The sequence below is a fragment of the Ruegeria sp. HKCCA5763 genome (assembly GCF_013034545.1).
In the GTDB taxonomy this organism is placed as follows: Bacteria; Pseudomonadota; Alphaproteobacteria; order Rhodobacterales; family Rhodobacteraceae; genus Ruegeria.
The window spans coordinates 1-24,913 of the sequence record NZ_WQGF01000020.1; the positions used below are offsets into that span (position 1 = coordinate 1).

Annotated in this window: 21 protein-coding genes; 9 read left to right on the forward strand and 12 right to left on the reverse strand. The window is 56.2% G+C overall.

What is annotated here, in order from left to right:
- The first annotated feature begins 420 nt into the window (after nt 1-420).
- Nucleotides 421-2,040 (forward strand): GMC family oxidoreductase, encoded by a 1,620-nt coding sequence (locus GOV89_RS21495; protein WP_171239073.1) that lies wholly within the window; start codon nt 421-423, stop codon nt 2,038-2,040.
- Nucleotides 2,041-2,044: 4 nt separating this feature from the next.
- Here the strand turns inward: GOV89_RS21495 and GOV89_RS21500 are convergent, their stop codons facing one another.
- A complete protein-coding gene (locus GOV89_RS21500) occupies nt 2,045-2,890 on the reverse strand; it encodes an SDR family oxidoreductase (protein ID WP_171178843.1) in 846 nt (281 codons plus the stop codon).
- An 88-nt stretch (nt 2,891-2,978) separates the two neighbouring features.
- Between GOV89_RS21500 and GOV89_RS21505 the strand changes: the two genes are divergently transcribed.
- Entirely contained in the window at nt 2,979-3,611 is a 633-nt protein-coding gene (locus tag GOV89_RS21505; RefSeq protein WP_171178841.1) for a class I SAM-dependent methyltransferase, read from the forward strand.
- A 24-nt stretch (nt 3,612-3,635) separates the two neighbouring features.
- Here GOV89_RS21505 and GOV89_RS21510 read toward each other — a convergent pair whose 3' ends face one another.
- The gene (locus tag GOV89_RS21510) at nt 3,636-4,625 is read right to left on the reverse strand and encodes a sterol desaturase family protein (protein WP_171178839.1); all 990 of its coding nucleotides are present in this window, start codon (nt 4,623-4,625) and stop codon (nt 3,636-3,638) included.
- Between the two features lie 23 nt (nt 4,626-4,648).
- A complete protein-coding gene (locus GOV89_RS21515) occupies nt 4,649-5,404 on the reverse strand; it encodes a class II aldolase and adducin N-terminal domain-containing protein (RefSeq protein WP_171178837.1) in 756 nt (251 codons plus the stop codon).
- A 114-nt stretch (nt 5,405-5,518) separates the two neighbouring features.
- On the opposite strand from GOV89_RS21515, the gene GOV89_RS21520 reads away from it, so the two are divergent.
- The 4 genes from GOV89_RS21520 to GOV89_RS21535 all read left to right on the forward strand — a co-directional run bounded on the left by GOV89_RS21520 (nt 5,519) and on the right by GOV89_RS21535 (nt 10,233).
- Nucleotides 5,519-6,388, forward strand: coding sequence for a LysR family transcriptional regulator (locus GOV89_RS21520; RefSeq protein WP_171178835.1), 870 nt, complete (start codon nt 5,519-5,521; stop codon nt 6,386-6,388).
- 164 nt (nt 6,389-6,552) lie between these two features.
- Complete coding sequence (ade, locus tag GOV89_RS21525) at nt 6,553-8,355, forward strand: adenine deaminase (protein ID WP_171239065.1); 1,803 nt, start codon at nt 6,553-6,555, stop codon at nt 8,353-8,355.
- The gene (locus GOV89_RS21530) at nt 8,352-9,815 is read left to right on the forward strand and encodes an AMP nucleosidase (RefSeq protein WP_171178831.1); all 1,464 of its coding nucleotides are present in this window, start codon (nt 8,352-8,354) and stop codon (nt 9,813-9,815) included. Before ade ends, GOV89_RS21530 begins: the two co-directional genes overlap by 4 nt.
- Nucleotides 9,816-9,945: 130 nt before the next feature.
- Nucleotides 9,946-10,233, forward strand: a complete 288-nt coding sequence (locus GOV89_RS21535; protein WP_050605937.1) for an HU family DNA-binding protein — start codon at nt 9,946-9,948, stop codon at nt 10,231-10,233.
- Between the two features lie 71 nt (nt 10,234-10,304).
- Here the strand turns inward: GOV89_RS21535 and GOV89_RS21540 are convergent, their stop codons facing one another.
- Together GOV89_RS21540 and GOV89_RS21545 are read right to left on the reverse strand one after the other, a co-directional pair.
- Nucleotides 10,305-10,538, reverse strand: coding sequence for a hypothetical protein (locus GOV89_RS21540; protein ID WP_171178829.1), 234 nt, complete (start codon nt 10,536-10,538; stop codon nt 10,305-10,307).
- A gap of 114 nt (nt 10,539-10,652) precedes the next feature.
- Nucleotides 10,653-11,849: a BCCT family transporter gene (locus GOV89_RS21545; protein ID WP_171178870.1), complete on the reverse strand. Its 1,197-nt coding sequence runs from the start codon at nt 11,847-11,849 to the stop codon at nt 10,653-10,655.
- 182 nt (nt 11,850-12,031) lie between these two features.
- On the opposite strand from GOV89_RS21545, the gene GOV89_RS21550 reads away from it, so the two are divergent.
- Nucleotides 12,032-12,919, forward strand: coding sequence for a DMT family transporter (locus tag GOV89_RS21550; protein WP_171239066.1), 888 nt, complete (start codon nt 12,032-12,034; stop codon nt 12,917-12,919).
- Here GOV89_RS21550 and GOV89_RS21555 read toward each other — a convergent pair.
- Nucleotides 12,895-13,416 (reverse strand): glutathione peroxidase, encoded by a 522-nt coding sequence (locus tag GOV89_RS21555; RefSeq protein WP_171178825.1) that lies wholly within the window; start codon nt 13,414-13,416, stop codon nt 12,895-12,897. The two genes, GOV89_RS21550 and GOV89_RS21555, sit on opposite strands and share 25 nt — an antisense overlap.
- A 146-nt stretch (nt 13,417-13,562) precedes the next feature.
- Here GOV89_RS21555 and msrB point away from each other — a divergent pair, with 146 nt between their 5' ends.
- On the forward strand, nt 13,563-14,009 hold the full coding sequence (gene msrB, locus GOV89_RS21560) for a peptide-methionine (R)-S-oxide reductase MsrB (RefSeq protein ID WP_171178823.1): 447 nt from the start codon (nt 13,563-13,565) through the stop codon (nt 14,007-14,009).
- Nucleotides 14,009-14,521, forward strand: coding sequence for a peptide-methionine (S)-S-oxide reductase MsrA (gene msrA, locus GOV89_RS21565; protein ID WP_171239067.1), 513 nt, complete (start codon nt 14,009-14,011; stop codon nt 14,519-14,521). The genes msrB and msrA overlap by 1 nt, the downstream gene beginning before the upstream one ends.
- A gap of 39 nt (nt 14,522-14,560) precedes the next feature.
- On the opposite strand, the gene GOV89_RS21570 is transcribed toward msrA, so the two are convergent.
- From GOV89_RS21570 to gltB, 6 genes are all read right to left on the reverse strand, one after another.
- Nucleotides 14,561-16,564 carry a hydantoinase/oxoprolinase family protein gene (locus GOV89_RS21570; protein ID WP_171239068.1) on the reverse strand — a complete coding sequence of 668 codons (2,004 nt, stop codon included), beginning with the start codon at nt 16,562-16,564 and terminating at the stop codon, nt 14,561-14,563.
- Between the two features lie 72 nt (nt 16,565-16,636).
- Entirely contained in the window at nt 16,637-17,674 is a 1,038-nt protein-coding gene (queG, locus tag GOV89_RS21575; RefSeq protein WP_171178817.1) for a tRNA epoxyqueuosine(34) reductase QueG, read from the reverse strand.
- A 72-nt stretch (nt 17,675-17,746) separates the two neighbouring features.
- Nucleotides 17,747-18,412 carry a glutathione S-transferase family protein gene (locus GOV89_RS21580; RefSeq protein WP_171093340.1) on the reverse strand — a complete coding sequence of 222 codons (666 nt, stop codon included), beginning with the start codon at nt 18,410-18,412 and terminating at the stop codon, nt 17,747-17,749.
- A gap of 58 nt (nt 18,413-18,470) precedes the next feature.
- Nucleotides 18,471-19,205, reverse strand: a complete 735-nt coding sequence (gene mtgA / locus GOV89_RS21585) for a monofunctional biosynthetic peptidoglycan transglycosylase (protein WP_171178815.1) — start codon at nt 19,203-19,205, stop codon at nt 18,471-18,473.
- A gap of 39 nt (nt 19,206-19,244) precedes the next feature.
- Complete coding sequence (locus tag GOV89_RS21590; protein ID WP_171178813.1) at nt 19,245-20,159, reverse strand: Hint domain-containing protein; 915 nt, start codon at nt 20,157-20,159, stop codon at nt 19,245-19,247.
- Nucleotides 20,160-20,359: 200 nt separating this feature from the next.
- Nucleotides 20,360-24,892 (reverse strand): glutamate synthase large subunit, encoded by a 4,533-nt coding sequence (gltB, locus tag GOV89_RS21595; protein ID WP_171178811.1) that lies wholly within the window; start codon nt 24,890-24,892, stop codon nt 20,360-20,362.
- Between the last annotated feature and the right edge of the window lie 21 nt (nt 24,893-24,913).

Consider the following 24,913-nt stretch of genomic DNA (forward strand, 5'->3'; position numbering starts at 1 on the left):
TGTGTCACCGCCGCTTCCGCAGCGTCCCAGCGCCTCAGCAGCGCCGGTGAAGGGGTATTTACGGATTAGGTCTGGGACCTGCAACCCCCATTTTGAAAAAACTTCACGATTCACGAATTTTTCTACAAAAATAAAATAATAACAAAGAGTTATGTGGTGACATGCAGCTTTTACTACTGCTTTGAGGACACTGTCTGCCTATCCAATTGGGGCAAGGCGCAGTCAGAAGACGGAATCGTGGCTAATGACTCAGGGAAGAGCATACCAAATTACCTGAACGTCATGCGTGACAGGCCAGCTTTTCACCCCACCCTTCATTTACCGCGTGCCCTGACTTGAGGTCACAATTGAATTTTAACTTAAATGCAGCAGAGTTTCGAAAACAAGCTGGTCACGGCGGAACAAGGCGCGGAGCTCAACATGCAATTCGACTATGTCATCGTTGGCGGAGGTTCAGCGGGCTGCGTTCTTGCAAACCGTCTGAGCGAAGACCCTGCAACTCGCGTGTGCTTGCTGGAGGCTGGTGGTAGCGGCGATGATGTGGTCGTGCGGATGCCGTCTGCGGCTGTCGCAACTTTGCCAGGTCGACCACGCATCCACAACTGGGCCTTTGAGACTGTTCCCCAGACAGGTTTGAATGGGCGCAAAGGCTATCAACCGCGTGGAAAAACGTTGGGAGGTTCCAGCGCCATCAATGCGATGCTTTATGTCAGGGGTCAGCGGCAGGATTACGATGATTGGGCCGATATGGGCTGCGAAGGATGGGCCTGGAACGATGTTCTTCCATACTTCAACCGTTCCGAGAACAATGAGCAGGGCGCAGATGATATGCATGGCGGCTGCGGACCGCTGCACGTGTCTCATCAAAAAGAACCCCGCCCGATCACCCGCGCCTTTGTCGAAGCCGCTGGGCAACTGCAACACCGCAGAACAAGCGATTTCAATCGGGGCGATAATGAAGGTGTTGGTCTGTATCAGGTCACGCAGTTCCACGGCCCAGCAAAGAATGGTGAGCGTTGCTCTGCCGCGTCGGCATTCTTGATTCCGGCAATGGACCGTCCAAACCTGACCGTCATCACACATGCCGTTGTCAAAGAGCTGACATTTGAAGGAAAACGCGCCAGTGGTGTAACCTACCGGACCAAGGGCAAAGGTGCGGACATCAGCGTAAAGGCCACACGCGAAGTTCTGCTGTGTGCGGGCGCGCTAAAATCGCCGCAACTTTTGCAACTTTCGGGCATAGGTGCTGGCTCAGATCTGAACCCCCATGGAATAGCCATACGTCATGAATTGCCTGGTGTTGGGCAAAACCTTCAAGACCATTTGGATTTCACCCTGACATACCGCACCAAAGACACAAACACATTTGGTATTGGTCCGGTTGGGGCTGTTCGGCTTCTTGGGCATATCCAGCGATGGTACAAGACCGGCGCTTCCATGGCCGCCACACCCTTTGCCGAAGGGGCAGCCTTTTTGAAAACCAGCCCTGATCTGGAACGCCCCGATATCCAGCTACATTTCACAATCGCAATGGTCGATGATCATGCACGCAAACTGCACTACGGATACGGGTATGGTTGTCATGTCTGCAAATTGCGCCCGGACAGCCGGGGGGCAGTTGGGCTGCGCAGCGCCGACCCAATGGACACACCGGCCATTGATCCCGCTTTTCTATCCGACGCGCGGGATCTTGAAACTATGATCAAAGGGGCGCGGATGACTCGGGATATCCTTGAAGCGCCTGCTTTGGCAAAATACCGACACAAAGAGATGTTCGGAACGGACACCGCCCAGACGGATGCCGATTGGGAAAAACACATCCGCGCCCGCGCCGATACGATCTATCACCCGGTCGGCACCTGCAAAATGGGGCGCGATCCGATGGCAGTTGTGGATCCCCAACTGCGTGTGCACGGGTTGGAGGGGCTTCGTGTTGTCGATGCGTCAATCATGCCAAAGCTGGTATCCGGAAATACAAATGCGCCGACCATCATGATTGCGGAAAAAGCAGCGGACATGATCAGGTCAGCAGCGGGTTAAGGTGCTACTGGCCTTTCATCAAGGCGTCTAACCCGACCCTGTAATTGGGATAGATCAAAGTCACGCCTAGCTCGTCCTTGATCCGACTGTTACGCACACGCTTGTTTTCATTATAGAAGCTGCGCGCCATTGGCGTCAGGTCGGCCTCTTCATAGGATACCGCCGGCGGAAGGGGAAGACCTTGTAGCTCAGCAGCGTAACCAATGACGTCCTGTGGCGGGACGGGTTCATCGTCACATACATTGTAGACACGACCCGGGTTGGAGTTGGTCATCGAGGCGTCGAGGATTTGCGCGATGTCCTCCACGTGAATGCGCGAAAACACCTGCCCCGGCTTGATGATACGCCGCAACCCGCCGCGTTTGAGCTTGGAAAATGGACCCCGGCCCGGCCCATAGATTCCCGCCAGCCGGAAGATATGGATGGGTAGGTCGGGAATGGACGACCATTGCTGCTCGGCCAGCATGCGCCATTTGCCGCGTTTGGCCGTTGGTGCCAGAGGCGTATCTTCGTCAACCCATCCACCCTGATGATCGCCATAGACGGCAGTTGTCGACAAATATCCAACCCATGTGAATTGAGCCGCGCGGCGGGCGATTTCATCACCCAGCGCCGCCAAGACCGGATCACCCTCTGCATTCGGGGCGGTCGAAATCAGCAGATGCGTCACCCCATCCAGGTTCGGTTCCTGTCCTGGCCAGACCAACGGCTCTGCACCCGAGTCACGGATGGCTTCCATACCCTCGCTGTCACGTGTGGTGCCAAGAATGCGCCAGCCTTTCGGAGCAATATGTCGGGACAGGGCCTGTGCGGAATAACCATGGCCAAATGAAAAAAGCGTCTGAGTCATGCCCCTTTGATGGGCCTCAGTGATCCGGGATGCAAGCGCTGCATGGACGCACTTGAATCGAATCTTTGGATGCGGCTTTCTGTTGGGTATGAGCGACAAGAAACCCGATTTGCATTCGGCCTATACGCTGAACTCACCTGATGAACACAAACGCCTCTATGCGGAATGGGCTGGGGATTATGATGACAGCTTCGCCGCGCGCGAAGACTACTTGCTGCACACCCACACGGCGCGGGCATTTGTGCGTGCTGGCGGTCAAGGCCCGGTTCTGGACGTCGGCGCAGGCACAGGCCTTTGCGGCGCTGTGTTGTCCGGGCTGGGCGTCGGGCCGATAGACGCAACTGATATGAGCACGGAAATGCTGGATCAGGCCATGCGCAAGGATATCTACCGCGACGCGATCGAAGCAGACGTGACCCAAGGTATCCCGGTACCGCGCGAAAACTATTCCGGCGTCGTCTCATCCGGGACCTTCACCCATGGTCATCTTGGCCCCGAGGTCTTTCCCGCGCTGTTGCGTATCGCACGGCCCGGCGCGCAGTTTGCCATTTCGATCAATGCCCGTCATTTCGAAAAGCTGGGTTTCGCAGACATGCTGCGCCAATTGGAACAAGGTCAGATTCGAAATCTGACCCTGCCCGAGGTTCGTATTTATGGCGATCTTGCCGCCGGTCCGAACAAGGACGATAGGGCATTTGTTGCCTTGTTCGAACGGGTTTGACCCAAGGCGATTAAATCGGCCCTATCAAGTATACATCTGCTTTTTATAAGCGCGCGTACGTGTCGTCGCCTCAGCCGATCCATCGTGGTAGGTGCCGAACCACTTATCAAACGGGATTTCGGACGTGCCGTAGTTGCACTCGAAATACCGGTGATGAAGCTGGTGGAAGAAATCCCCGGCCCGCGCGGCGTCGGTCTCTCCTGCCTTCAGTTTTTCGAACCCTGAATGCGACAGAACCGGGCTGATCTGTTGGAAAGAGCTGTGAAACAACAGATGCAGCGGATGAGACGGCACAATCAGGTGGATGAAGTAGGTGGTGAAATACAGCAGGTTTTCATACCAGTGGTTCGAAATGCCAGACCATGGTCCAACGTTTACATTACGGTGATGAACGGCGTGGACGTGTTTGTAGAGCTTTGGGTGATGCTCCAACCGGTGTATCCAGTAAAAGTGCAAGCCAGACCACATGGGGATGAACATTATCCAGACGACAAACCAAACCGGAGCTTCAGCCCAGGTGATCGTTGGTGCCCAACCATTGGCCATCGCCCAGTAGATGATCCACTGGTAAACGGTTGCCACTGTCATGGCGCTGCCCAGCGTCCACCAGATATTGTCCCAAACCTGATTGCGGAAGGTAAACACGCCGTTGTTCCGCGTCAGATCCCGGCGGTCGAACTTTTTATACATGCCCTGCCCTTTGCGCATGTAAAGCCACCAGTGTAGCGCACCGGCGACCAGGATTTGCGGCACCATGTTCAACAGCCAGATCCGAAACATCCAACCGGGCGCGAAGCTCTTCATCGTCTCTAATTCGGGGAAAAAGAAGGCATAGGCCGTTACCGCCAGGACCATGCACAAGGTCAGGGACGTGATCTGTAACCACGCGCCACTGTACCATTTCAGCACAGCCGCAGGGCGCGGTGGCCAGCTGAACAGAGGGTTCAGACCTACGGGGCCTTCGGGATGATAGTGCCAGCGGGCGGTTTCGGGATCCGGGGCGATATCTGTCATGAGGCTATCTGAAGAATTGGCGGTTAGGATGCGTAGTCCGAGCCCTCTGTGTCGAGAATCGCCTTTATCTCACGCAGATGGGCTTCGGCCTGATCGGGGTAGTCGTCCAGCTCTTTTGCGGTTTTCTCGGCAATCTCATCCGACAACACACGCAGGGGCAGGCCCGTTTGCAACGCGCGAATATACGTCTCGGCGGCGCGTTCGAAGTAGTACAACCTGTTGAAGGTATCTGCGGGGTCACTACCGATGATCAAAACGCCATGGTTGCCCATGATCATGACCTTTTTCTTTGGGTCCGTCAGCATTCCAGCACAGCGTTCACCTTCATTTTCGAAGGCCAGCCCACCAAACTCTTGGTCAATCACATAGCGATTGTAGAACGTTGCGGTGTTCTGATCGATCGGTGGCAAAGTGCTGTCGGCCAACGAGGCCAGAACTGTCGCAAAGATCGAATGCACGTGCATGACGCAACGCGCGTGCGGACAGTGGCGATGGATTGACCCATGCAATCCCCATGCCGTGGGATCCGGCGCGCCAGGTTGAGACATCACCTCGGGGTCATTGGCATCCAACAGCAGCAAGTCCGACGCGCGGATGCGCGAGAAATGCGCCTGGTTGGGGTTCATCAGGAACTGCGTGCCGTCATCGTTCACAGCAAGGCTGAAATGATTGGCGACAGCCTCATGCATATTCAACCGCGCAGTCCAGCGGAACGCGGCAGCCATATCCACGCGTTCGGACCAGTGGTCGATATTGGGGCGAAGGTTGGTAACACTCATGCGTGGGCTCCTATTGCGGCTGACCTTTTGTAAAGCCTGCATTTGGTCTGCCCGTTTGACCAACGAAAAAAACAACACTATCCCATTAGCAAAACTAATGCCGGGATTATGTCGATGCAGAATAAGCTGCCTCCGCTGGGCTGGCTGCGTACGTTTGAGGCCGCAGCGCGTCATTTGTCATTCACTGGCGCGGCTCGGGACCTAAACATGACCCAAAGCGCCGTCAGCCAACAGATCAAATCGCTGGAAGGCCATCTGGGTCAGCCCCTATTCCTGCGCCGCCCCAAGGCGTTAGAACTGACCGAGGCCGGAATCACCTATTTGCCAGTGGTCCGAGAAGCGTTTCGAACTCTGATGCGCGGCACACAGGCTGTCACCGGTGCGCAACCAAACGCCGTTCAGGTGCAGTGCAACATCAGCTTTGCCGTCAATTGGCTGGCCCCGCGCCTGCCGATGTTTCAGGCCGAGCATCCCGATGTACAATTAAATATCTTCACCGAACTCTGGGAACCGCGAGAGATGGCCGAAGGCGCCGCGGTTGAGATTCGCTTTTCGTTGCGCCCGTCGGACACCACCCGGACTGAAATGCTGCGCACTGAACACTATTATCCGGTCTGTGCCCCGGGGTATCAGGTGAGTCTGGACGATCTTCAGGAGAAGCCATTGTTTGATTGCTCCAATCTGCTGTCCAATTGGTCAAGCTGGGCAGAGGAGCAGGGTCTAACATGGGGCAATCCATCGATTACCTATGCAACAACCTATCTGGTTTGCCTTTCTGCAGTCACGGCAGGCGGGGGCCTGTGCCTGGCGCACGACGCCATTGCACAACACCTGATCGAACGCGGGCAGCTTGTCGCGCCATTCGAACATCGCGCACCAATGCCCGAGGCATATTATTTGCTGCTATCCCCGCAGGCCGAGGACACGCCCGGTGCAGTGGCTTTTGCGAATTGGATTCGGCGCGAAATTGGGTCAACAACGTAATCCGGTAAGCTCCCGCCGTTGCCCAAGGCCATTGCGCACCTGTCCGATGGTCGGGCAGCACGAGTTGGCTGCAAGTGGATGGAGGCCAAACAGGAATCTATGATCTATTTGTGACGACGCAGAACCGGGGTTGCACCCGCTCGCGCATTCGTGAAAGTTGAGCCATGGAATACACACCTTTCCCAAGTTGGCCCGATGTCGCCCCCAAGTTGATCGAAGTCGCGGCCGGACGCGCGCCTGCAGACACGATCATTCAGGGCGGTGTTTGGGTAAACGTACACAGCCGCGAGTTACTGCCGGATCATTCCGTTGCGATTGCAGAAGGACGGATTGCTTTTGTGGGACCTGACGCCTCGCATTGCATCGAACCGAACACACAGATCATAGACGCGCGCGGCCGCTATATTCTGCCCGGCCTGTGCGACGCGCATATGCATATCGAATCCGGCATGCTCACCCCGGCCGAATTCGCCCGTGCGGTCATCCCGCACGGTACGACCAGCATGTTCACCGACCCGCATGAGATCGCCAATGTGCTTGGTCTAGAAGGTGTGCGCATGATGCATGACGAAGCGATGATGCAACCGGTCAATATCTTCACCCAAATGCCATCTTGTGCGCCATCTGCGCCGGGGCTGGAAACCACGGGTTATGAAATCACGCCCGAAGATGTGACAGAAGCCATGAGTTGGCCAGGCATCATCGGGCTGGGTGAGATGATGAATTTTCCGGGCGTAATCCACGGCGATCCCAAGATGCTGGCCGAGATTGCAGCCACACAACGTGCTGGCAAAACCGTGGGTGGGCATTACGCTTCGCCTGATTTAGGGTCTAATTTTGCAGCTTATGTGGCCGGTGGGCCAGCGGACGATCACGAAGGCACCTGCGAAGCCGACGCCATTGCTCGAGTGCGGCAAGGCATGCGGTCGATGATGCGCTTGGGCTCGGCCTGGTATGATGTCGAAAGCCAAATCACCGCAGTGACCGAGAAAGGGCTGGACCCGCGCAACTTCATTTTGTGTACCGATGACTGCCACTCGGGCACGTTGGTGAATGACGGACATATGAACCGTGTCGTACGCCATGCGATTGCTTGTGGATGTGAGCCTCTGATCGCCTTGCAAATGGCGACAATCAATACAGCCACGCATTTCGGGCTGGAACGCGAAATCGGATCCGTCACGCCAGGACGGAGGGCGGATATCGTTCTCAGCTCGGACCTGACGAGCCTGCCGATCGAGATAGTGATTGCACGAGGAAAAGTGGTCGCGGAAAACGGAGTAATTCAGGTCGATTGTCCGCATTTGAACTGGCCCCAAAAAGCGCGCAACACTGTTCATTTGGGCCATGCGCTAAGCTCGGCCGATTTTGAGATCAAGGCACCGGCCGGTGCGAACCGGGTACGGGCCAATGTCATCGGCGTAGTTGAAAACCAAGCCCCGACAAAGGCGCTGAAGGCCGAACTGCCAATCATTGGCGGGCTGGTCGAGGGCGAAGGTGATGTTTGCCAAATCGCTCTAGTCGAACGGCATCGGGCGACGGGTGGAGTGACCAATGCGTTTGTCTCGGGCTTTGGATATCAGGGCAAGATGGCTATGGCCTCGACCGTGGCGCATGACAGTCATCATATGATTGTCGTAGGCACGGATAAGGAACAGATGGCACTGGCAGCCAACCGACTGGCCGAAGTGGGTGGCGGCATTACCATTTTCCGCGACGGGCAGGAACTGGCGCTGGTCGAATTGCCCATTGCTGGCCTGATGTCCGACAGCCCCGCCGCCGAGGTCGCAGCCAAAGCCGATGAGATGGTGCAAGCCATGCAGGACTGCGGCTGTCATCTGAACAACGCGTATATGCAGCACTCTCTGCTGGCGCTGGTCGTGATCCCTGAACTCAGAATATCGGATCTGGGGTTGGTAGACGTGCGCACTTTCGAAAAAATCGACCTTTTGGAACCTTTGGCATGACGACACTTCTGACCCCTGACTCACAAGCGCCAGAGCAATTCACCGATCCAGCAGCCGCCGTTGCCCGTTTGGAAGAGCTTTACACACAAGCCACGGAATTCCTGTGCGACAGCTTTTCCAAGGCGATGCAAGAAGGTGCTCCGTCCGCACGATACAGAGCCTATTACCCGGAAATTCGCATTCAAACGTCCACTTACGCGCAGGTCGACAGCCGCCTGAGCTTTGGTCACGTCTCAGAGCCCGGCGTCCATGCCACCACGGTGACACGGCCCGATCTTTTCCGGTCTTACCTGACACAACAGATTGCTTTGTTGATCAAGAACCACGGCCAGCCGGTGACAATTGCGGCGTCAGAAACGCCCATCCCGGTGCATTTTGCTGTGGCGAACAATTCTGATCTGGTTGTGCCACATCAGGGAGCGGCCGCGTTCACCCTGCGTGACGTGTTTGATGTACCAGATCTGAGCACAACCAACGACGACATCGTCAACGGTGTGCATGATCACGAGGATGTCGTTGGACCCCTGTCGCTGTTTACCGCCCAGCGCGTGGATTATTCGCTGGCTCGTCTGGCGCATTACACAGCGACCGATGCAAGCCATTTCCAGAACCACGTGCTGTTCACGAACTATCAGTTCTATGTCTCGGAATTCGAAAACTACGCCCGCGAGCAATTGGCAGATCCCGCCAGCGGCTATACCAGCTTTGTTTCGACCGGAAACGCCGAGATCACGGACCCAGAGGCAGCGATTGAACAGCCGCTGAAACTGCCGCAGATGCCGACCTATCACCTCAAGCGGGAAGACGGTTCGGGGATCACGTTGGTGAATATCGGTGTTGGTCCGTCGAATGCAAAAACCGCAACGGACCACATTGCGGTGCTGCGCCCACACGCCTGGTTAATGGTCGGCCATTGTGCCGGGCTGCGCAACACGCAGGCGTTGGGGGATTTCGTCCTTGCCCATGCCTATCTGCGCGACGACAAGGTTCTGGATGACGATCTGCCGGTCTGGGTTCCAATCCCACCCTTGGCCGAGATCCAGGTAGCGCTGGAACGCGCCGTGGCCGAAGTGACAGAGTTGGAAGGGTACGAACTGAAGCGGATCATGCGGACGGGCACTGTAGCCTCGGTCGATAATCGCAACTGGGAATTGCGCGATCAATCCGGTCCGGTCCAGCGCCTCAGCCAATCGCGGGCGATTGCGCTGGATATGGAAAGCGCCACCATCGCTGCAAATGGCTACCGCTTCCGTGTTCCCTACGGCACGTTGCTGTGCGTTTCGGACAAACCGCTACATGGCGAATTGAAGCTGCCAGGTATGGCCTCATCCTTTTATACCACGCAGGTCAGCCGTCATCTGGCTATCGGAATAAAAGCGATGGAACACTTGCGCGGCATGCCGCTGGAGCGGTTACACAGCCGGAAATTGCGTTCGTTTGACGAAACAGCCTTCCTCTGACGCAAAAAAGCAACGTTTTCCCCATATTTTTAGGGGTTTCAGCGCTACTATTCGTTGTGTTTGGCCACAATATCCCGTTACAGTTACGCGGTGAGGCCCTATAGATCGGGCACGTTAAGGAGACCAAGAAATGGCAAAGCCTATGACTAAGACTCAGCTGGTTGCTGCTCTCGCTGAGGAAATGGGAACCGACAAGAAATCGGCGAACGCCGCGCTTGAGGCCGTGACCGGCCTGATCACACGCGAAGTTTCTGCCGGTGGCGCAGTCACCCTGCCCGGCGTTGGCAAAATCTACTGCCGCGAGCGCCCCGAGCGTCAAGTTCGCAACCCGGCCACTGGTGAGACCTTCACCAAAGAAGCCGACAAGGTTGTGAAAATGACCATCGCGAAAGCGCTGAAGGACAGCGTGAACGGCTAAGTTCCGTTTTTCGACATGATCAAGGGCCGCCAATTGGGGGCCCTTTTTCTTTGGCCTCAGTTTCTTTGGCCTCAGTGCAGACTGAGCAAAACCTCAAGATCACGCCGGCTTAGTCGCTCCATCAGCGACCGTTCGTCGGATGTGAGCTTTGCATCGCTGCGGATGTATTTTTCTATATGCAATGCGATGTCGCTGGTCGGTCGGTAATACAGATCGGGATCAAGTTGGCTAAGTGCTTCGACCATGCGCATCAGAATTTTCTTCTGCTTCTCTGAGTCAAGATCTTTGCGTTTTTCTTCCAGCACTCTGCACACCTTTCGTCTTTCCCTGTGTAACATAGGGCAAACCTGATGGTCGCCAAGATGCAACGAAAAGGGGCACCATTTGGGTGCCCCTCGGATCAGTGCTTTGATCGACAATTAGTGAACCGTCTCAACCTTATGGAAGTCCAGATCGCGGTCTTCTGGCATCGCATCGATGCTCAACACCTCTTTGCGCTTTGTGATCAGGATATAGACCACGCAGGCCAGATACAGACCGACAACCACCGCTCCGATCCACTGGATCTGCAGCCACTGGCTTTGGAATAACAGGGTCAGAACAAACAACAGCGCAACGTTGCCGGCCACATAAGTGGCCTTACCGAACCGTTCGACCGTCATTTTCAGGTTGTCCGTATACAAGCGGATCAACGAGTCGAGCGAGTTGATCACGAAGGTCACACCAACGATCACCATCGCGATATTGGTGATTCCTGCGGTGCTGATGCCGTTCAAATGGTAATAGTAGAGAACGGTGAACCAGATCCCCAGCGGGATGGATGGAAAGATAAGCAGCGCCGCCAGCAATTGCCACGTGGTCAGACCGCCCACAAATCGCGAGGTAAACTGACCAATCATGATCGACCAAGCGAACCACCAAAACAGATAGAAGGCGTGATAGTCGGTCAGCGGCAGGACAAACTTGTGAAGGTTGGCGAAATAAGCGCCGATATTGCTGCCGGTTTCCAAAAAGCCAGTCACGCCCATGCCTGCCGCAGCCCACATTCCGATGATCAGCGCGAGGAACAGAAAGGTCGAACCCACCGACAGGATGCGTACGTATTTCAGGTCAGTCGACGAATAGGCCGCCGCCAGGATGACCACAAATACGATGATGTAGAACGTTGTTACAACGGACTCGCCGTCTCCGACTTCGGGTAGGTAGCCGGGCAGATAGATCAGGAACAGGCTGGCGGTGAAGGCGCAGGTGCCGATGATGACCACGTTATTGATCAGCTTGACCAGCGGAATCTCAAAGAACTTCACGCGTGGTTCGATCACGCAGAAATAGAAGGCTGTCAGGAAGTAGAACGCCCAGATCAGGAAGCCCCAGAACCCAAACTCGATCGCCAGCGGGTTGGCAAATGCATAAGCAGTGTCCTCGGCATAGCCACCGAATTCTGTCAGTGGGAACATGATCAGGCCGACATCCAGACCGGATGTGAACAGGATCGCGATGAACGTGAACAGATGAACCGGTGTCACACCAACGCAACGCAGGTTCCACCATTTCACGACGAAGAAAGCGACCAGGCCCAATGCCAGCAGGACGCCAAAAGATAGAATGTACTCCAGAAGCACTGACAAACCTCCCTTGTTTGGTCAGATCGTCACGCCGTTATAGTTTATTGGCTGATCAATCAATAAAAACATACATAAATCACACCGCATGTTACCTGCGTGTCTTTTTTGGCGCAGGCAACTTGCAGCGAGCTGGAAAATCGGGAACAGTCCGCCGAACATGACAGGGGGTCTCCATGGATCTGCGCGCCATAGCCATGGGGCTTACATTTGCTCTGATCTGGTCATCTGCCTTTACCTCGGCGCGGATCATCGTTGCAGATGCCTCACCTTTGTTCTCGCTGGCGTTGCGGTTCCTGATTTCTGGTGTTCTGGGCGTGATAATTGCAAGGGCAATGGGCCAAAGCTGGCACCTCACCCAAAACCAGTGGCGCGCGACGATCCTGTTCGGGATTTGTCAAAATGCTCTTTATTTGGGTCTGAATTTCTACGCAATGCAAACAGTTGAGGCTTCGGTTGCGGCCATTATTGCATCTACAATGCCGTTGTTGGTTGCACTTGCAGGATGGCTGATCTTTGGTGAAAAGCTGCGTCCGCTGGGCATTCTGGGTCTCTTTGCCGGTTTCGCAGGTGTTGCTCTGATCATGAGCAGCAGGATAAGCGCTGGTGTTGACATGTTCGGTGTCGCGCTTTGCGGTATCGGGGCGCTTGCTTTGACATTCGCCACGCTAGCGGTTCGCGGCGCGACGTCTGGCGGGAATTTCATGATGGTCGTGGGGCTGCAAATGCTGGTTGGCTCGGCCGTCTTGTTTGTCGCTGCGCCGATCTTTGAAACCATTTACATCCATCCAACGGTGCCGCTGGCACTGGCTTTCACATACACCACCTTGTTCCCTGGGCTGCTTGCCACACTGATATGGTTTCTGCTGCTGGATCGCATCGGTGCCGTCCGGGCAGCGACCTTCCACTTCCTGAACCCCGTATTCGGGGTCACAATCGCAGCGATATTGCTAGGTGAAAAACTAGGCGCGCTGGACGCGGTTGGTGTCGCTGTCACAACGCTTGGAATTCTTGCAGTCCAGCTCTCGCGTCAACCCGCTCAGGGCAGCAAAGCTTCCACCTGATTCAACAATTTGCGTGAGTCGGGTTTGACGTTTGAACCATAAGTCGCAACTACTTCGCCCGCTGGGTCGATCAGGATCTTGTTAAAGTTCCATTTCGGTGTGAACCCAGTCTGGGCGGCAACAGCCTTGTAAAACGGATGAGCGTCTTTTCCCTTAACCGGCGTGATATCTGTCATCGGCAACGTCAGCCCATAGTTCATCTCGCAGAACTGCTTTACCTCTTCCGCGGACCCGAGTTCCTGATTGAACGAATCTGAGGGAACCGCAAGCACGACCAGCCCTTTGCCGGAATAGGTCTCATGCACCCTTTGTAGAGCCTTGTATTGCCCGGTGAACCCACAGTGTGACGCGGTATTGACTACCAGCACGGGTTGGCCACGCCAATCTTCAATGGCCAATGTGCCCCCGTCGATCGAGGCGAACTCACCGGTCACCGGCGCAGCCTGAACGGCGCGACCCAACAAGATCAAGGCAGTCAAAAGCAGCAATCTGAACATGTCTTGCCCTCCCTTTTTAAATTGATACGCAGAACGGCACACTCCAGATCACTTGCACGACTGCGAGAGCGGTTTGAAATATCGCTTTGCTTTCCACCCTGCAGCCCCCAGATAATGGCGCAATAAAAAATTCTGCCGGAGGATCCATGACTCGCTATACCAAAGACCCCACGGCCATCGCTGCGCTTTCGCCCGAAGAGTTTCACGTCACTCAACGCAGCGGCACCGAACGTCCGGGCACTGGACAATACCTGAACAACAAGGAACCGGGTATCTATGTGGACATCGTATCGGGTGAGCCTCTTTTTGCCTCTACCCACAAATACGAATCCGGATGTGGCTGGCCCAGCTTTACCAAGCCGATCATCCATGAGCATGTGGAAGAGTTTCGCGACACGACCCATGGTATGATCCGGACCGAGGTCCGCTCGAAACACGGCGATAGCCATCTGGGGCATGTCTTCCCCGATGGCCCGCGCGAACATGGCGGGCTACGTTATTGCATCAATTCCGCCTCTCTTCGATTCATCCATCGCGATGACATGGAAGCCGAAGGGTATGGCGAATATCTGATTCATGTGGAGGACATCTGATGACCGAACGACGCGCTGTACTGGCCGGGGGATGTTTTTGGGGCATGCAGGACCTGATCCGCAAATTGCCGGGCGTTTCACGCACCCGCGTCGGTTACACCGGCGGCGATGTGCCCAACGCGACCTATCGCAACCACGGTACCCACGCCGAAGGGATCGAGATCTGGTTTGACCCGTCGCAGATCAGCTATCGCGACCTGCTGGAGTTCTTTTTCCAAATCCACGACCCGACCACGATTAACCGTCAGGGCAACGATCGCGGCATGAGCTATCGCTCGGCGATCTACTATTTGGACGACGCGCAAAAACAGGTCGCGGTCGATACCATCGCTGACGTGAACGCCAGTGGCTTGTGGCCCGGCAAGGTCGTGACCGAAGTCGAACCTCTCGGAGATTTCTGGGAGGCCGAGCCAGAGCACCAGGATTATCTGGAGCGTATCCCCAACGGCTATACCTGCCACTTCCCGCGCCCGGACTGGGTCTTGCCCAAACGCGCCAGCGCCGCAGAATAAAGCACCACCTGCCCGGCCCCTCTGAACCTTTCAGGGGGGCTAGCCTGTCGCCACCCTTGGTCGCCCGCTTGCCTCGACCGTAATCATGGCTTCGACAAACACATCCTTGGCCTCGACCCGCGCCGTTTTGATATCGCGATCCACAATCACCCGGATATCTTCCGCACCAGCTTCTCTTACAGCGCCCTCAGCCTCGGACTTGAGAACACGTTCCAACAAATCCAGAGCTTCTTCGGACACCGCGAAATCCTGTGGCCCATCCTCCAGATGCACACGATACCGCCCTTCGGTCGGTGACGTGACCGTACCTGACCGCCGCATGGTCAACCGACCAACAACAGCACCGATTGCATTCGCTACACCCGCGTGTTCGGGCAGGATCATGCGGCAATGCAACCGCTCACCCACAGCCGGGTAATAGCTGGGGGCTGACGCCCCAAGACCCACCACATCCACATTCAACGCGGCATTCAACGACAGCAACCCACGATGTTGCGCCAACCCACGCTGCGTCAGCACGTGGCGCGCCAAGTCATGCGGCGGCAGTCCAAACCCTTCGCTCTCCTCGTCGAAAGCAGCCTCTAACAAGGTCAAACTGGTCTGTTCTGTCAATTGATCCACAATCATCTGCGCCAACGCCTCTGGCGAATTTGCCAGCATGTCCCCAGATCCGACCCGTTTGCGGGCCACCAGCTCCAAGGCCTTGCGCGCTGCTTCGGCGTCCCAGGCATTGACGCGCCCAAGCACGTGACTGGCATCCGAGGGTGTCACACCCGAGACCTGAACGATCCCGCGGTCGACCAAGCGGTTCAGAGCGCCATTCTCCATCCGTGACCGCAGCAACGCGCCAAGGGGGAGGACCTGATCGCCCAGACGCTCCAACAAAATCTCTTCCCGTACGCCCACGCCGTCAGCATGGACCCCCGGCACGCGTCGCACAAATCGAGTGTCATGTTCTCCGACCGTTGTGGCTCGCATCTGAGTATCCAGAATGCCATGCACAACATCTGGCGCCTCTGCCGCGATCAAAGACACAGGTAGAACACGCCGTGGCCCCAGAAACACACCGCTCTGCAATCCTTCGGTCACTACGTGCACCTGGCTGTCGCCGCCCAGACCATGGGTGCGCATCGCCACAGCTTCAACCATGGTTCGAAACCCACCCACTTGCGCACCGGCAGGATCAATCGCGGGCTTTCCACCCCGGATCAACGCCACATCGGTTGTGGTGCCACCAATGTCGGACACCAGCGCATTTTCCGCCCCGGTCAGCCAGCGCGCCCCGACGATCGAGGCCGCTGGGCCGCTGAGAATCGTTTCAATCGGGCGTTCCCGCGCCTGTTCGGCGCTCATCAATGCGCCATCGCCACGCACCACCATCATCGGGGCCGTGATCCCCAATGCGCGCAACTGATCTTGCGCGCGCCCGATCAGACGGTCGATCATGCCGATCAATCGTGCATTCAGAACCGCCGTCACAGCGCGCTTAGGGCCGTTCAGCTTGGCAGACAGGTGGTGCGAGCATGTCACCGGCGCACCGGTCTCTTGCAACACAACCCGCGCTGCTTCCAGCTCATGCGCCGGGTTGCGGGTCGCAAACTGAGATGCAATGGCAAAGCCCGAAACCCCTTTATGAGTGTCTAAAAAAACCTCCAAGGCGGCGACATCAAGCGGCGCGGCCTCGCTGCCCGAATGTGTGTGCCCACCCGCAATCACAAGGGCTGGATCGTCCTTTAGTGCGTCCTTCAAGCCATGTTTTTGCAGATCGCTATGCTTGAACCCGATATAGATCAGGGCCACACGTCCACCCTGCCCCTCGACCAGAGCGTTTGTGGCCAGTGTTGTCGACAAAGACGCCATCGCGATCTGATCCGGCGCAACCTGCGCCTCTTCCAAAACAGACGAAATCGCATTGCCCACGCCAATCGCCAGATCCGCGCGCGTGGTCAGGGACTTGGCCGAAGCAATCACCTCTTTCTCGTCCCGGATCAACACCGCATCAGTATAGGTGCCGCCTGTATCTACCCCCAATGACAGCGTCATCGGATCCTCCTTACTGTTTGCTGCGGATGGGTGTAGCGGTTATGCGCGACGCGTCCAGCCTGTTTGCGGCATTTATAACAACTGTTCCACCGCCCAGCGCGCAGCATCAGCCACGGCTGGATCCGGATCTTCTGTGAGCGCCCGAGCGACAGATATCAAACACGGCTGTCCCGAGTTTCCAATCGCATAAAGCACATTTCGCACGAACCGATCTCGCCCGATGCGCTTGATAGGTGATCCGGAAAATTTCGTGCGAAAACCCGCATCATCCAACGCAGCCAATTCGCTCAGTACAGGCGCTTTCAGATCGTCCCGGGCGGCATAACGTATGTCGCTCGCGGCAACAGCAAACTTGTTCCATGGGCAAGCCGCCAGACAATCATCGCATCCATAGATTCGATTACCCAACTTGCTACGCAACTCGATCTCCACCGGACCTTTATGTTCAATGGTCAGATATGAAATGCACCGCCGCGCATCTAACTGATACGGGGTTGGAAATGCGTCGGTCGGGCAGCTGTCCAAGCAAGCGCGACATGAACCGCAGTGATCTACCTCCGGCTCGTCCGTCGGTAGTTCAATTGTTGCAAAGACAGAGCCTATAAAGGCCCAATTACCCCATTCCCGACTCACTAAGTTGGTATGTTTTCCCTGCCACCCTAGTCCAGCCGCATGCCCCAATGCCTTTTCCGGGACGGGTGCGGTGTCGACAAACACCTTCACCTCACCTCCGGCTTCAGAAACCAGCCACCGCGCCAATCGCTTCAGCCGTTTCTTTACCAGATCGTGGTAATCCTTGTTTTGCGCATAAACCGAAATCGCGCCCCGGTCTGGATAATTCAGAACCTCCGTCGGGTCATGTTCTGGCGTGTAACTTTCGGCCAACATGATCACCGACCGTGCCTCGGGCCACAAGGCACCAGGATCACCGCGCCAATGCACCCGCTCGGTCATCCACCCCATCTGTCCGTGATACCCCGCACCCAAAAATGCCCCAAGGCGCTCTGGCACCTGCGGAACATCCCATGGGCGGCATACTCGACACGCCACAAACCCCTCTGCCAGGGCCTGTTGTACCAGCTTTTTCTTCAGATCTGATCCGCTCTTCATCTGGCCAAAAATACCTTCGGGGGAATCGCGCCTCCGGCGCGATGGGGGCAGACAGCCCCCTGCTGAACCCTATCAGAAATCCAGATCGGCGTAATGAGGCGGCGGTCGAAACCCTGGTACCTGATCCGCCAGAATAGACCGAAACGCCGGGCGCGACTTGATCTTCGCGTACCAATCCTTGACCACCTGGCTGCGGTTCCAATCCACATCCGAGATATAGTCCAGCGCCGACAAATGCGCCGCCGCCGCGAAATCAGCCAATGTCATCTGATCTCCGGCCAGCCAACGGCGGTGATCCAGCAGCCAGGCCATGTAGTCCAGATGATACTTGATCGCCTTGGCACCCTGTTTGACATTCTTGCTGTCCGGGTATCCCTGACCTGTCACTTTCTTGTTCACCCGTTCGTACAGCAGCTTGGACGTCACTTCGTGATGGAACTTGTCATCGAACCAGCCCACTAGGCGCCGGACCTCAAACCGGGCTTCGGGGTTTTTCGGCATCAACGGCGGTTCGGGGCGGGTTTCTTCGATATATTCGCAGATTGCTGCGCTTTCAGACATGATTTGCCCATCCAGACGCAGCACTGGTACTTTACCTGCCGGGTTGCGGCGCAGAAAATCCGGATCCTGTTCCCAGTATCGCTCCTCGACCAATTCAACCTCGATCTTCTTCTCTGCCAAAGACAATCGGACCTTGCGGCAATACGGAGATAGGGGAACATGAAACAGACGCGCCATGGGCTTCCAATCGAACCAGTGAATTCCTGACTGATTTAGCCCTTGAGGGAGGCGGGTTTCAATCCTCGAAACAATCTGCGCGACCATCTGCGCGGATGGTGGCCGCCCCATCCATAATCGCAGCCGCACGCCGACGTGTGCGCACGCTTGGATCCGTGACCGAACGATTGCGCGGAGATGGCAGGATGGCAGCAATCCGCGCCGCCTGAACCGAGCTCAACTGCGCTGCACTTCTGTTGAAATAACGCTGTGCGGCTGCTTCAACGCCAAACACTCCATTCCCGGTTTCCGCGACGTTCAGATAAACTTCCAGAATGCGTTGCTTGCTCCAGAAAACCTCGACGACCGGAGTGATCGAGGTTTCCATCGCTTTCCTGACCCAACTGCGCCCCTGCCACAGGAATACGTTCTTCACCACCTGTTGTGTGATGGTCGACGCACCGCGATTGCCGCCGCCCTCAATCGCGTCACGAATGGCCTCGACATCGAATCCCCAGTGCAGGCAAAAATTTGCATCCTCAGCCGCAACGACGGATCGCGCCATGATGGGAGAGATTTCTTCAATCGAGACCCATTCGCGCTCAACCTTGCCCAACCGACGCCACTCCGACCATATGGTGTGGGTTACCGGCGGATTTACAACTGAATACAGCAAGACCAACGCGACAACCAACGCGACAGCCGCCAATGCGACTCGCATCACCCAACGGCGAAGTTGTTGCGCCACTGGTGTTTTCTTGCTGGATGCCTTCTTATTCTTACCGCTTGATTTGCGGGCTGCTTTCTTCGCCATGTCTCAGCTATACGACGCACCGCCTGCGTTTGAAACGACCTAAATCACGAATGCGCGCGCCTCGCGCGGGTGAACCACCGGCCGCGCTGTTTCCAGAAACATTGGATCCGCCCCCGCCAGTTCGGGGAACAAATGTAACACTTCGCTTTGAGTTTCCCGGTCTGACGCTGATAAGGCATGACCCGGATAATAACTTTCGCTCTTTGCCCCATTGGCGATGATAATCTGATGCTGCCTGAACAACAGGTGGATATATTCCACTTCACCACCTTCGACACGTGTGACGGTATCGCCATTGACCAGAACATGGGCTGCAACCAGCGCCTCGGCATGTCCAAAAAAGTAGGATGCACGCCAATCTTCGATCAGCATTCTATGCTGCGGCGAGACAAGAAGTGGACGATCAAGATCAAAAACGCCTGTCTCAAAACGGATCGGTGCTAATTTACCCTTGGCCTTGACCACCGTACGCCCCACCCAGATCAATGGTTGTGGGCCATGATCCAGAGTTGTGACCAGATCACCGGCTTTCAGGTCTTCCACTGCGCGGTCCCCTTCGGGGGTCGCGATCATCGTGCCAGGTGTAAAACAGGGCGGACCCAGGGTACCGACATCCAATGGCCCTTGCGTGGTGACAAATGTGGTCGAAACCAACGTGCCGGGTTGTAGCACCTGACCGTCCGTCGGCGTAAAAACCCGAGAGCCATCGGCAAGATAAAACGTGGTTCCGACATATGTTACGTTGCCGACACCTGCCACATTGATCGTAATTGTGTCCCCTGGCCAGGAGTTTGTGACGTCCTGCCCATTTACGGTATCACCGCTTGGCGCATCGATTTCGTTGTCATCATCCACATCCGTGAAATCAAGACTGACGACCGCAACAGATGTTCCCGCCGGCGGCGGGTTCGCCGGATCGAAGGTATAGAACTGGTCGCGATACGTTGTTGGCATACTTCTGCCCTCGATTTGCACCACAGGATTTCCAAAATCATCCTTGGTTTTCGTTCAAATTCTACAAAGACTGGCGAAATTCCTGTGATTAGGCAAGAAACCTACTAAGACAGCGTAAACAAACCGGGCCTCGCGTGGTGCAAATGACACGCGAGGCCCGACTTTTAATACTGTTCAGCCTTAGATTGTTACATCAGGCTTCATTCAGCAGGAACTGCGGTGGCTTCGATACTCAGCGGATGGCTCAGTTTGTTCAGCATTTCCTTGGGGCACACCTGCAAAAAGTTGCCTTTTTCCATGTCCCAATGTTGCAGAATATCAACGGCTTTCCGGCTATAGGTCTCTTCAGCGTGGCGAGCAACAAGAGCCTTCAACTGCTCTTCCCAATGTGCGACAGAAACCGGACAGGTGACAAGCGTCTCCATGTTCATCAGCGCTTGGGCCCTGCCTTCGGGATTATACAGATAAGCCATGCCGCCTGTCATACCAGCGCCAAAGTTGGCTCCGATATCGCCCAAGATCACTGCAACACCGCCGGTCATGTACTCACATCCGTTCGAGCCGCAGCCCTCGATGACCACCTTGGCACCTGAGTTCCGCACAGCAAACCGTTCACCTGCACGACCAGCGGCGAACAGATGACCGTCGGTGGCCCCGTAAAGGACCGTGTTGCCGATAATCGTGTTGTCATCCGCCTTCAAAGGGCTGACCTGCGGCGGGCGCACAACAATCGTGCCACCAGACAGACCTTTACCCACATAGTCGTTGGCATCGCCCGAAACCTCGAGCTTCAGTCCCGGCGCGGCAAACGCACCCAAAGACTGACCGGCCGAGCCCTGTAGTTTCACATGCAGATGGTCATCCTGGAACGTGTTCCGCATCCCGAAATTCTGCACAATGTGACTGGACACACGCGTACCTACCGTCCGATGCGTGTTCTGAATGGCGTAAGACAGCTGCATTTTTTCGCCATCTTTCAGGAACCGTGCAGCATCACGCACGATTTCGGCGTCAAGTGTATCCGGAACTGCGTTACGGTCCTTGTCCCGGTTATAAACGATGTCTTGTGCTCCATCGACGGTGATCAGCAGCGGGTTGAGGTCCAGATCGTCCAGATGCGCAGACCCACGGCTGACCTGCGCCAGTAGATCCGCCCGGCCAATGATCTCATCCATCGAACGCGCGCCGAGGCTGGCCAACAACTCGCGCACTTCTTGCGCGTAGAAGGTGATCAGGTTCACCACCTTGTCTGCATTGCCGGTGAACTTGGCGCGCAGGCTTTCGTCCTGCGTACACACGCCGACCGGGCAGGTGTTCGACTGACACTGACGCACCATGATGCAGCCCATCGCAATCAGGGCGGCAGTACCAATGCCGTATTCCTCGGCCCCCATCATCGCGGCCATAACGATGTCACGTCCAGTGCGCAGGCCACCATCGGTCCGCAAAGTTACGCGGTCGCGCAGGTTGTTCATCGCCAGCACCTGATGCGCTTCGGTCAGGCCCATCTCCCACGGAAGACCGGCATATTTGATTGAGGTCGCCGGAGACGCACCAGTGCCACCATTGTGACCCGAAATAAGGATAATATCTGCTTTCGCCTTGGCTACACCGGCCGCAATCGTGCCTACGCCCGAAGATGCAACCAGCTTGACCGTCACCTTGCAACGCGGGTTGATCTGCTTGAGATCGTAGATCAACTGCGCCAGATCCTCGATCGAGTAGATATCGTGGTGCGGCGGCGGAGAGATCAGCGTCACGCCCTTGGTTGAGTGCCGCAAACGCGCGATCAGGTCCGTAACCTTCATGCCAGGCAACTGACCACCCTCACCGGGTTTCGCGCCCTGCGCGACCTTGATTTCAAGCTCTTCGCACTGGTTCAGATACTCGGCGGTTACACCGAACCGACCCGAGGCAACCTGTTTGATCTTGGCCGATGGATTATCGCCATTGGGCTCTGGCACAAAATGCGCCGGATCTTCACCACCTTCGCCTGAATCAGACTTAGCACCGATCCGGTTCATCGCCACGTTCAGCGTCTTATGCGCCTCTGGCGACAGCGCGCCCAGCGACATGCCCGGGGTGACAAACCGCTTGCGGATCGAGGTGATCGATTCGACCTCTTCAATCGGGATCGCTTTGCCCTTGGGTTTGAAGTCCATCAGATCACGCAGATGGATCGGCGGATTCGATTGCATCTTGGCGGAATATTGCTTCCACAGCTCATAGGAAGCGCGATTACATGCCATTTGCATCATGTGCATCGATGTGGCTTCCCACGCATGGGTCTCACCCGATTTCCGCGCCTTGTAGAATCCCCCGATAGGCAGCACGTCCAGACCACTGTCCCAGGCCTTTGCGTGGATTTCCTCAAGCTTGGTCTGGATACCGGTCACGCCAATACCCGAGATCCGGCTGGTCATGCCCGGGAAATACTCGGCAACCATAGCGCGGCTAAGGCCCACGGCCTCAAAATTCAGCCCGCCACGATAGGATGAGATCACTGAAATGCCCATCTTGGCCATGATCTTCAGAAGGCCCTGGTCGATGGCTTCGCGATACCGCGCAACATTCTCGGTCAAAGTTCCGTCCAGCAGGCCGCGGTCAATGCGGTCAGCCAGCGAATCTTCGGCCAAATATGCATTCACAACCGTCGCCCCGCAGCCGATCAGTACGGCAAAATAGTGCGGGTCAATACACTCAGCTGAACGCACGTTCAACGAGCAGAATGTCCGCAACCCTTGCCGGGTCAGATGAGAATGTATCGCGCTGGTCGCCAGGATCATTGGCATCGCAACCCGACCCTCGCCTGTGTTCATGTCGGACAACACGATATGCCCAGCGCCCGAGCGTACCGCCTCTTCAGATTCGGCTCTAACACGGGCCAAACCTGCGCTCAGCGCGCCGCGACCTGGTTCAAAGCTACAATCAATCTCGACCAACGGTGCATCAAAATTCTCGACCAAATTGTCCCATTGCGCATTGCCGACAAAGGGGCTTTCGAGGACGATGATTTCGGTCTGGCTGCTGTCCTCATCCAACACGTTCTTTAGGTTGGCAAAGCGCGTTTTCAGCGACATCACCCGGTATTCACGCAAACTGTCGATCGGTGGGTTGGTCACCTGGCTAAAGTTCTGACGAAAGAAATGGCTAAGTGGTCGGTACTGTTTCGACAATACCGCCGAAGGGGTATCGTCACCCATCGACGCAAGCGCCTCTTTACCGTCTTCTGCCATCGGAGCGAGGATTTGCTCCAACTCCTCAACCGAATACCCCGCCGCGATCTGACGCTTGCGCAGCTCTTCGCCGGAAAAGATCGGGGCTTCGGTGACACCCGCCAGCGTGCCGTCAAGATCGTTGATCTTGCCGACCCACTCACCGAATGGCAGCGCAGCGGCCAGCTTGTCCTTGATCTGCGTATCGCGGTACAGCTTGCCCTTTTTCATATCCACGGCCAGCATCTGGCCCGGGCCAAGTGCCCCCTTTTCGGTTACGCTGGCCTCGTCGATCGGAACCATGCCCGCCTCAGAGCCCGCGATAACAAGCCCGTCACCCGTCACGACATACCGCATCGGGCGCAGTCCGTTCCGGTCCAAACCGGCACAGACCCAGCGACCATCGGTCATCGCCAGCGCGGCGGGGCCGTCCCATGGCTCCATCACCGAGTTGCAGTAGGAATACATGTCGCGCCACGCCTGCGGCAACTCAACCGCCTGTTTAGACCAGCTTTCCGGCACCAGCATGGTCTTCGCCATGGGTGCGGAACGGCCTGCGCGCACCAAAACCTCAAAAACCGAGTCTAATGCGGCCGAATCTGATGATCCCCCCGCGATGATCGGTTTGATATCTTCCGCATAATCGCCAAAGCTGTCCGAAGTCATCCGGATCTCGTGGCTTTTCATCCAGTTGATATTGCCCTTCAGGGTGTTGATCTCACCGTTATGCGCCAACATGCGGAACGGTTGCGCAAGCCACCATTGCGGGAAAGTGTTGGTCGAATAGCGTTGGTGGTAAATCGCAAAAGCTGATTCAAAACGCTCATCCATGAGGTCGGGATAGAAAACCGCCACCTGCTCGGCCAACATCATACCTTTGTAGATGATCGAACGACAGGACAGAGAGGCAAGATAGAGCCCGGAAATCCCAGCAGCCGCTGCAGCCTTTTCGATGCGGCGGCGGATTACGTACAACTCACGCTCAAAGGTCTCTTCATCCACGCCCTTGGAATTCGAGATCAGAATCTGTTCGATCTCGGGCCGGGTCGCATTGGCTTTTTCGCCCAGGCACGTCACATCAACCGGTACGTGACGCCAGCCGTAGATGTAATAGCCCAAGCGTAGCACTTCGGTTTCTACGATGGTCCGGCACTGTTCCTGGGCGCCAAAATCGGTACGAGGCAGGAAAACCTGTCCCACTGCGATCAGCTCATCCAACTTGGGTTCGTGGCCGGTACGGCGGATCTGGTCATAGAAAAATGGAACCGGGATCTGCACGTGAATACCCGCGCCGTCACCGGTTTTACCGTCGGCATCAACTGCACCGCGATGCCAAATCGCCTTAAGCGCATCGATCCCTGCGTCTACCACCTTGCGCGACGGTTTGCCGTCGACGGATACGACAAGACCCACACCGCAGGAAGAATGCTCTTCTTCCTCGGAATAGAGACCGTTTTCCGCCATCCAATTGCGCTTGGCTTCCTCGGCCCGCACCCAATCGGCATCATATTTGGTCATTGGCTATTTCCTTCTTTCAAG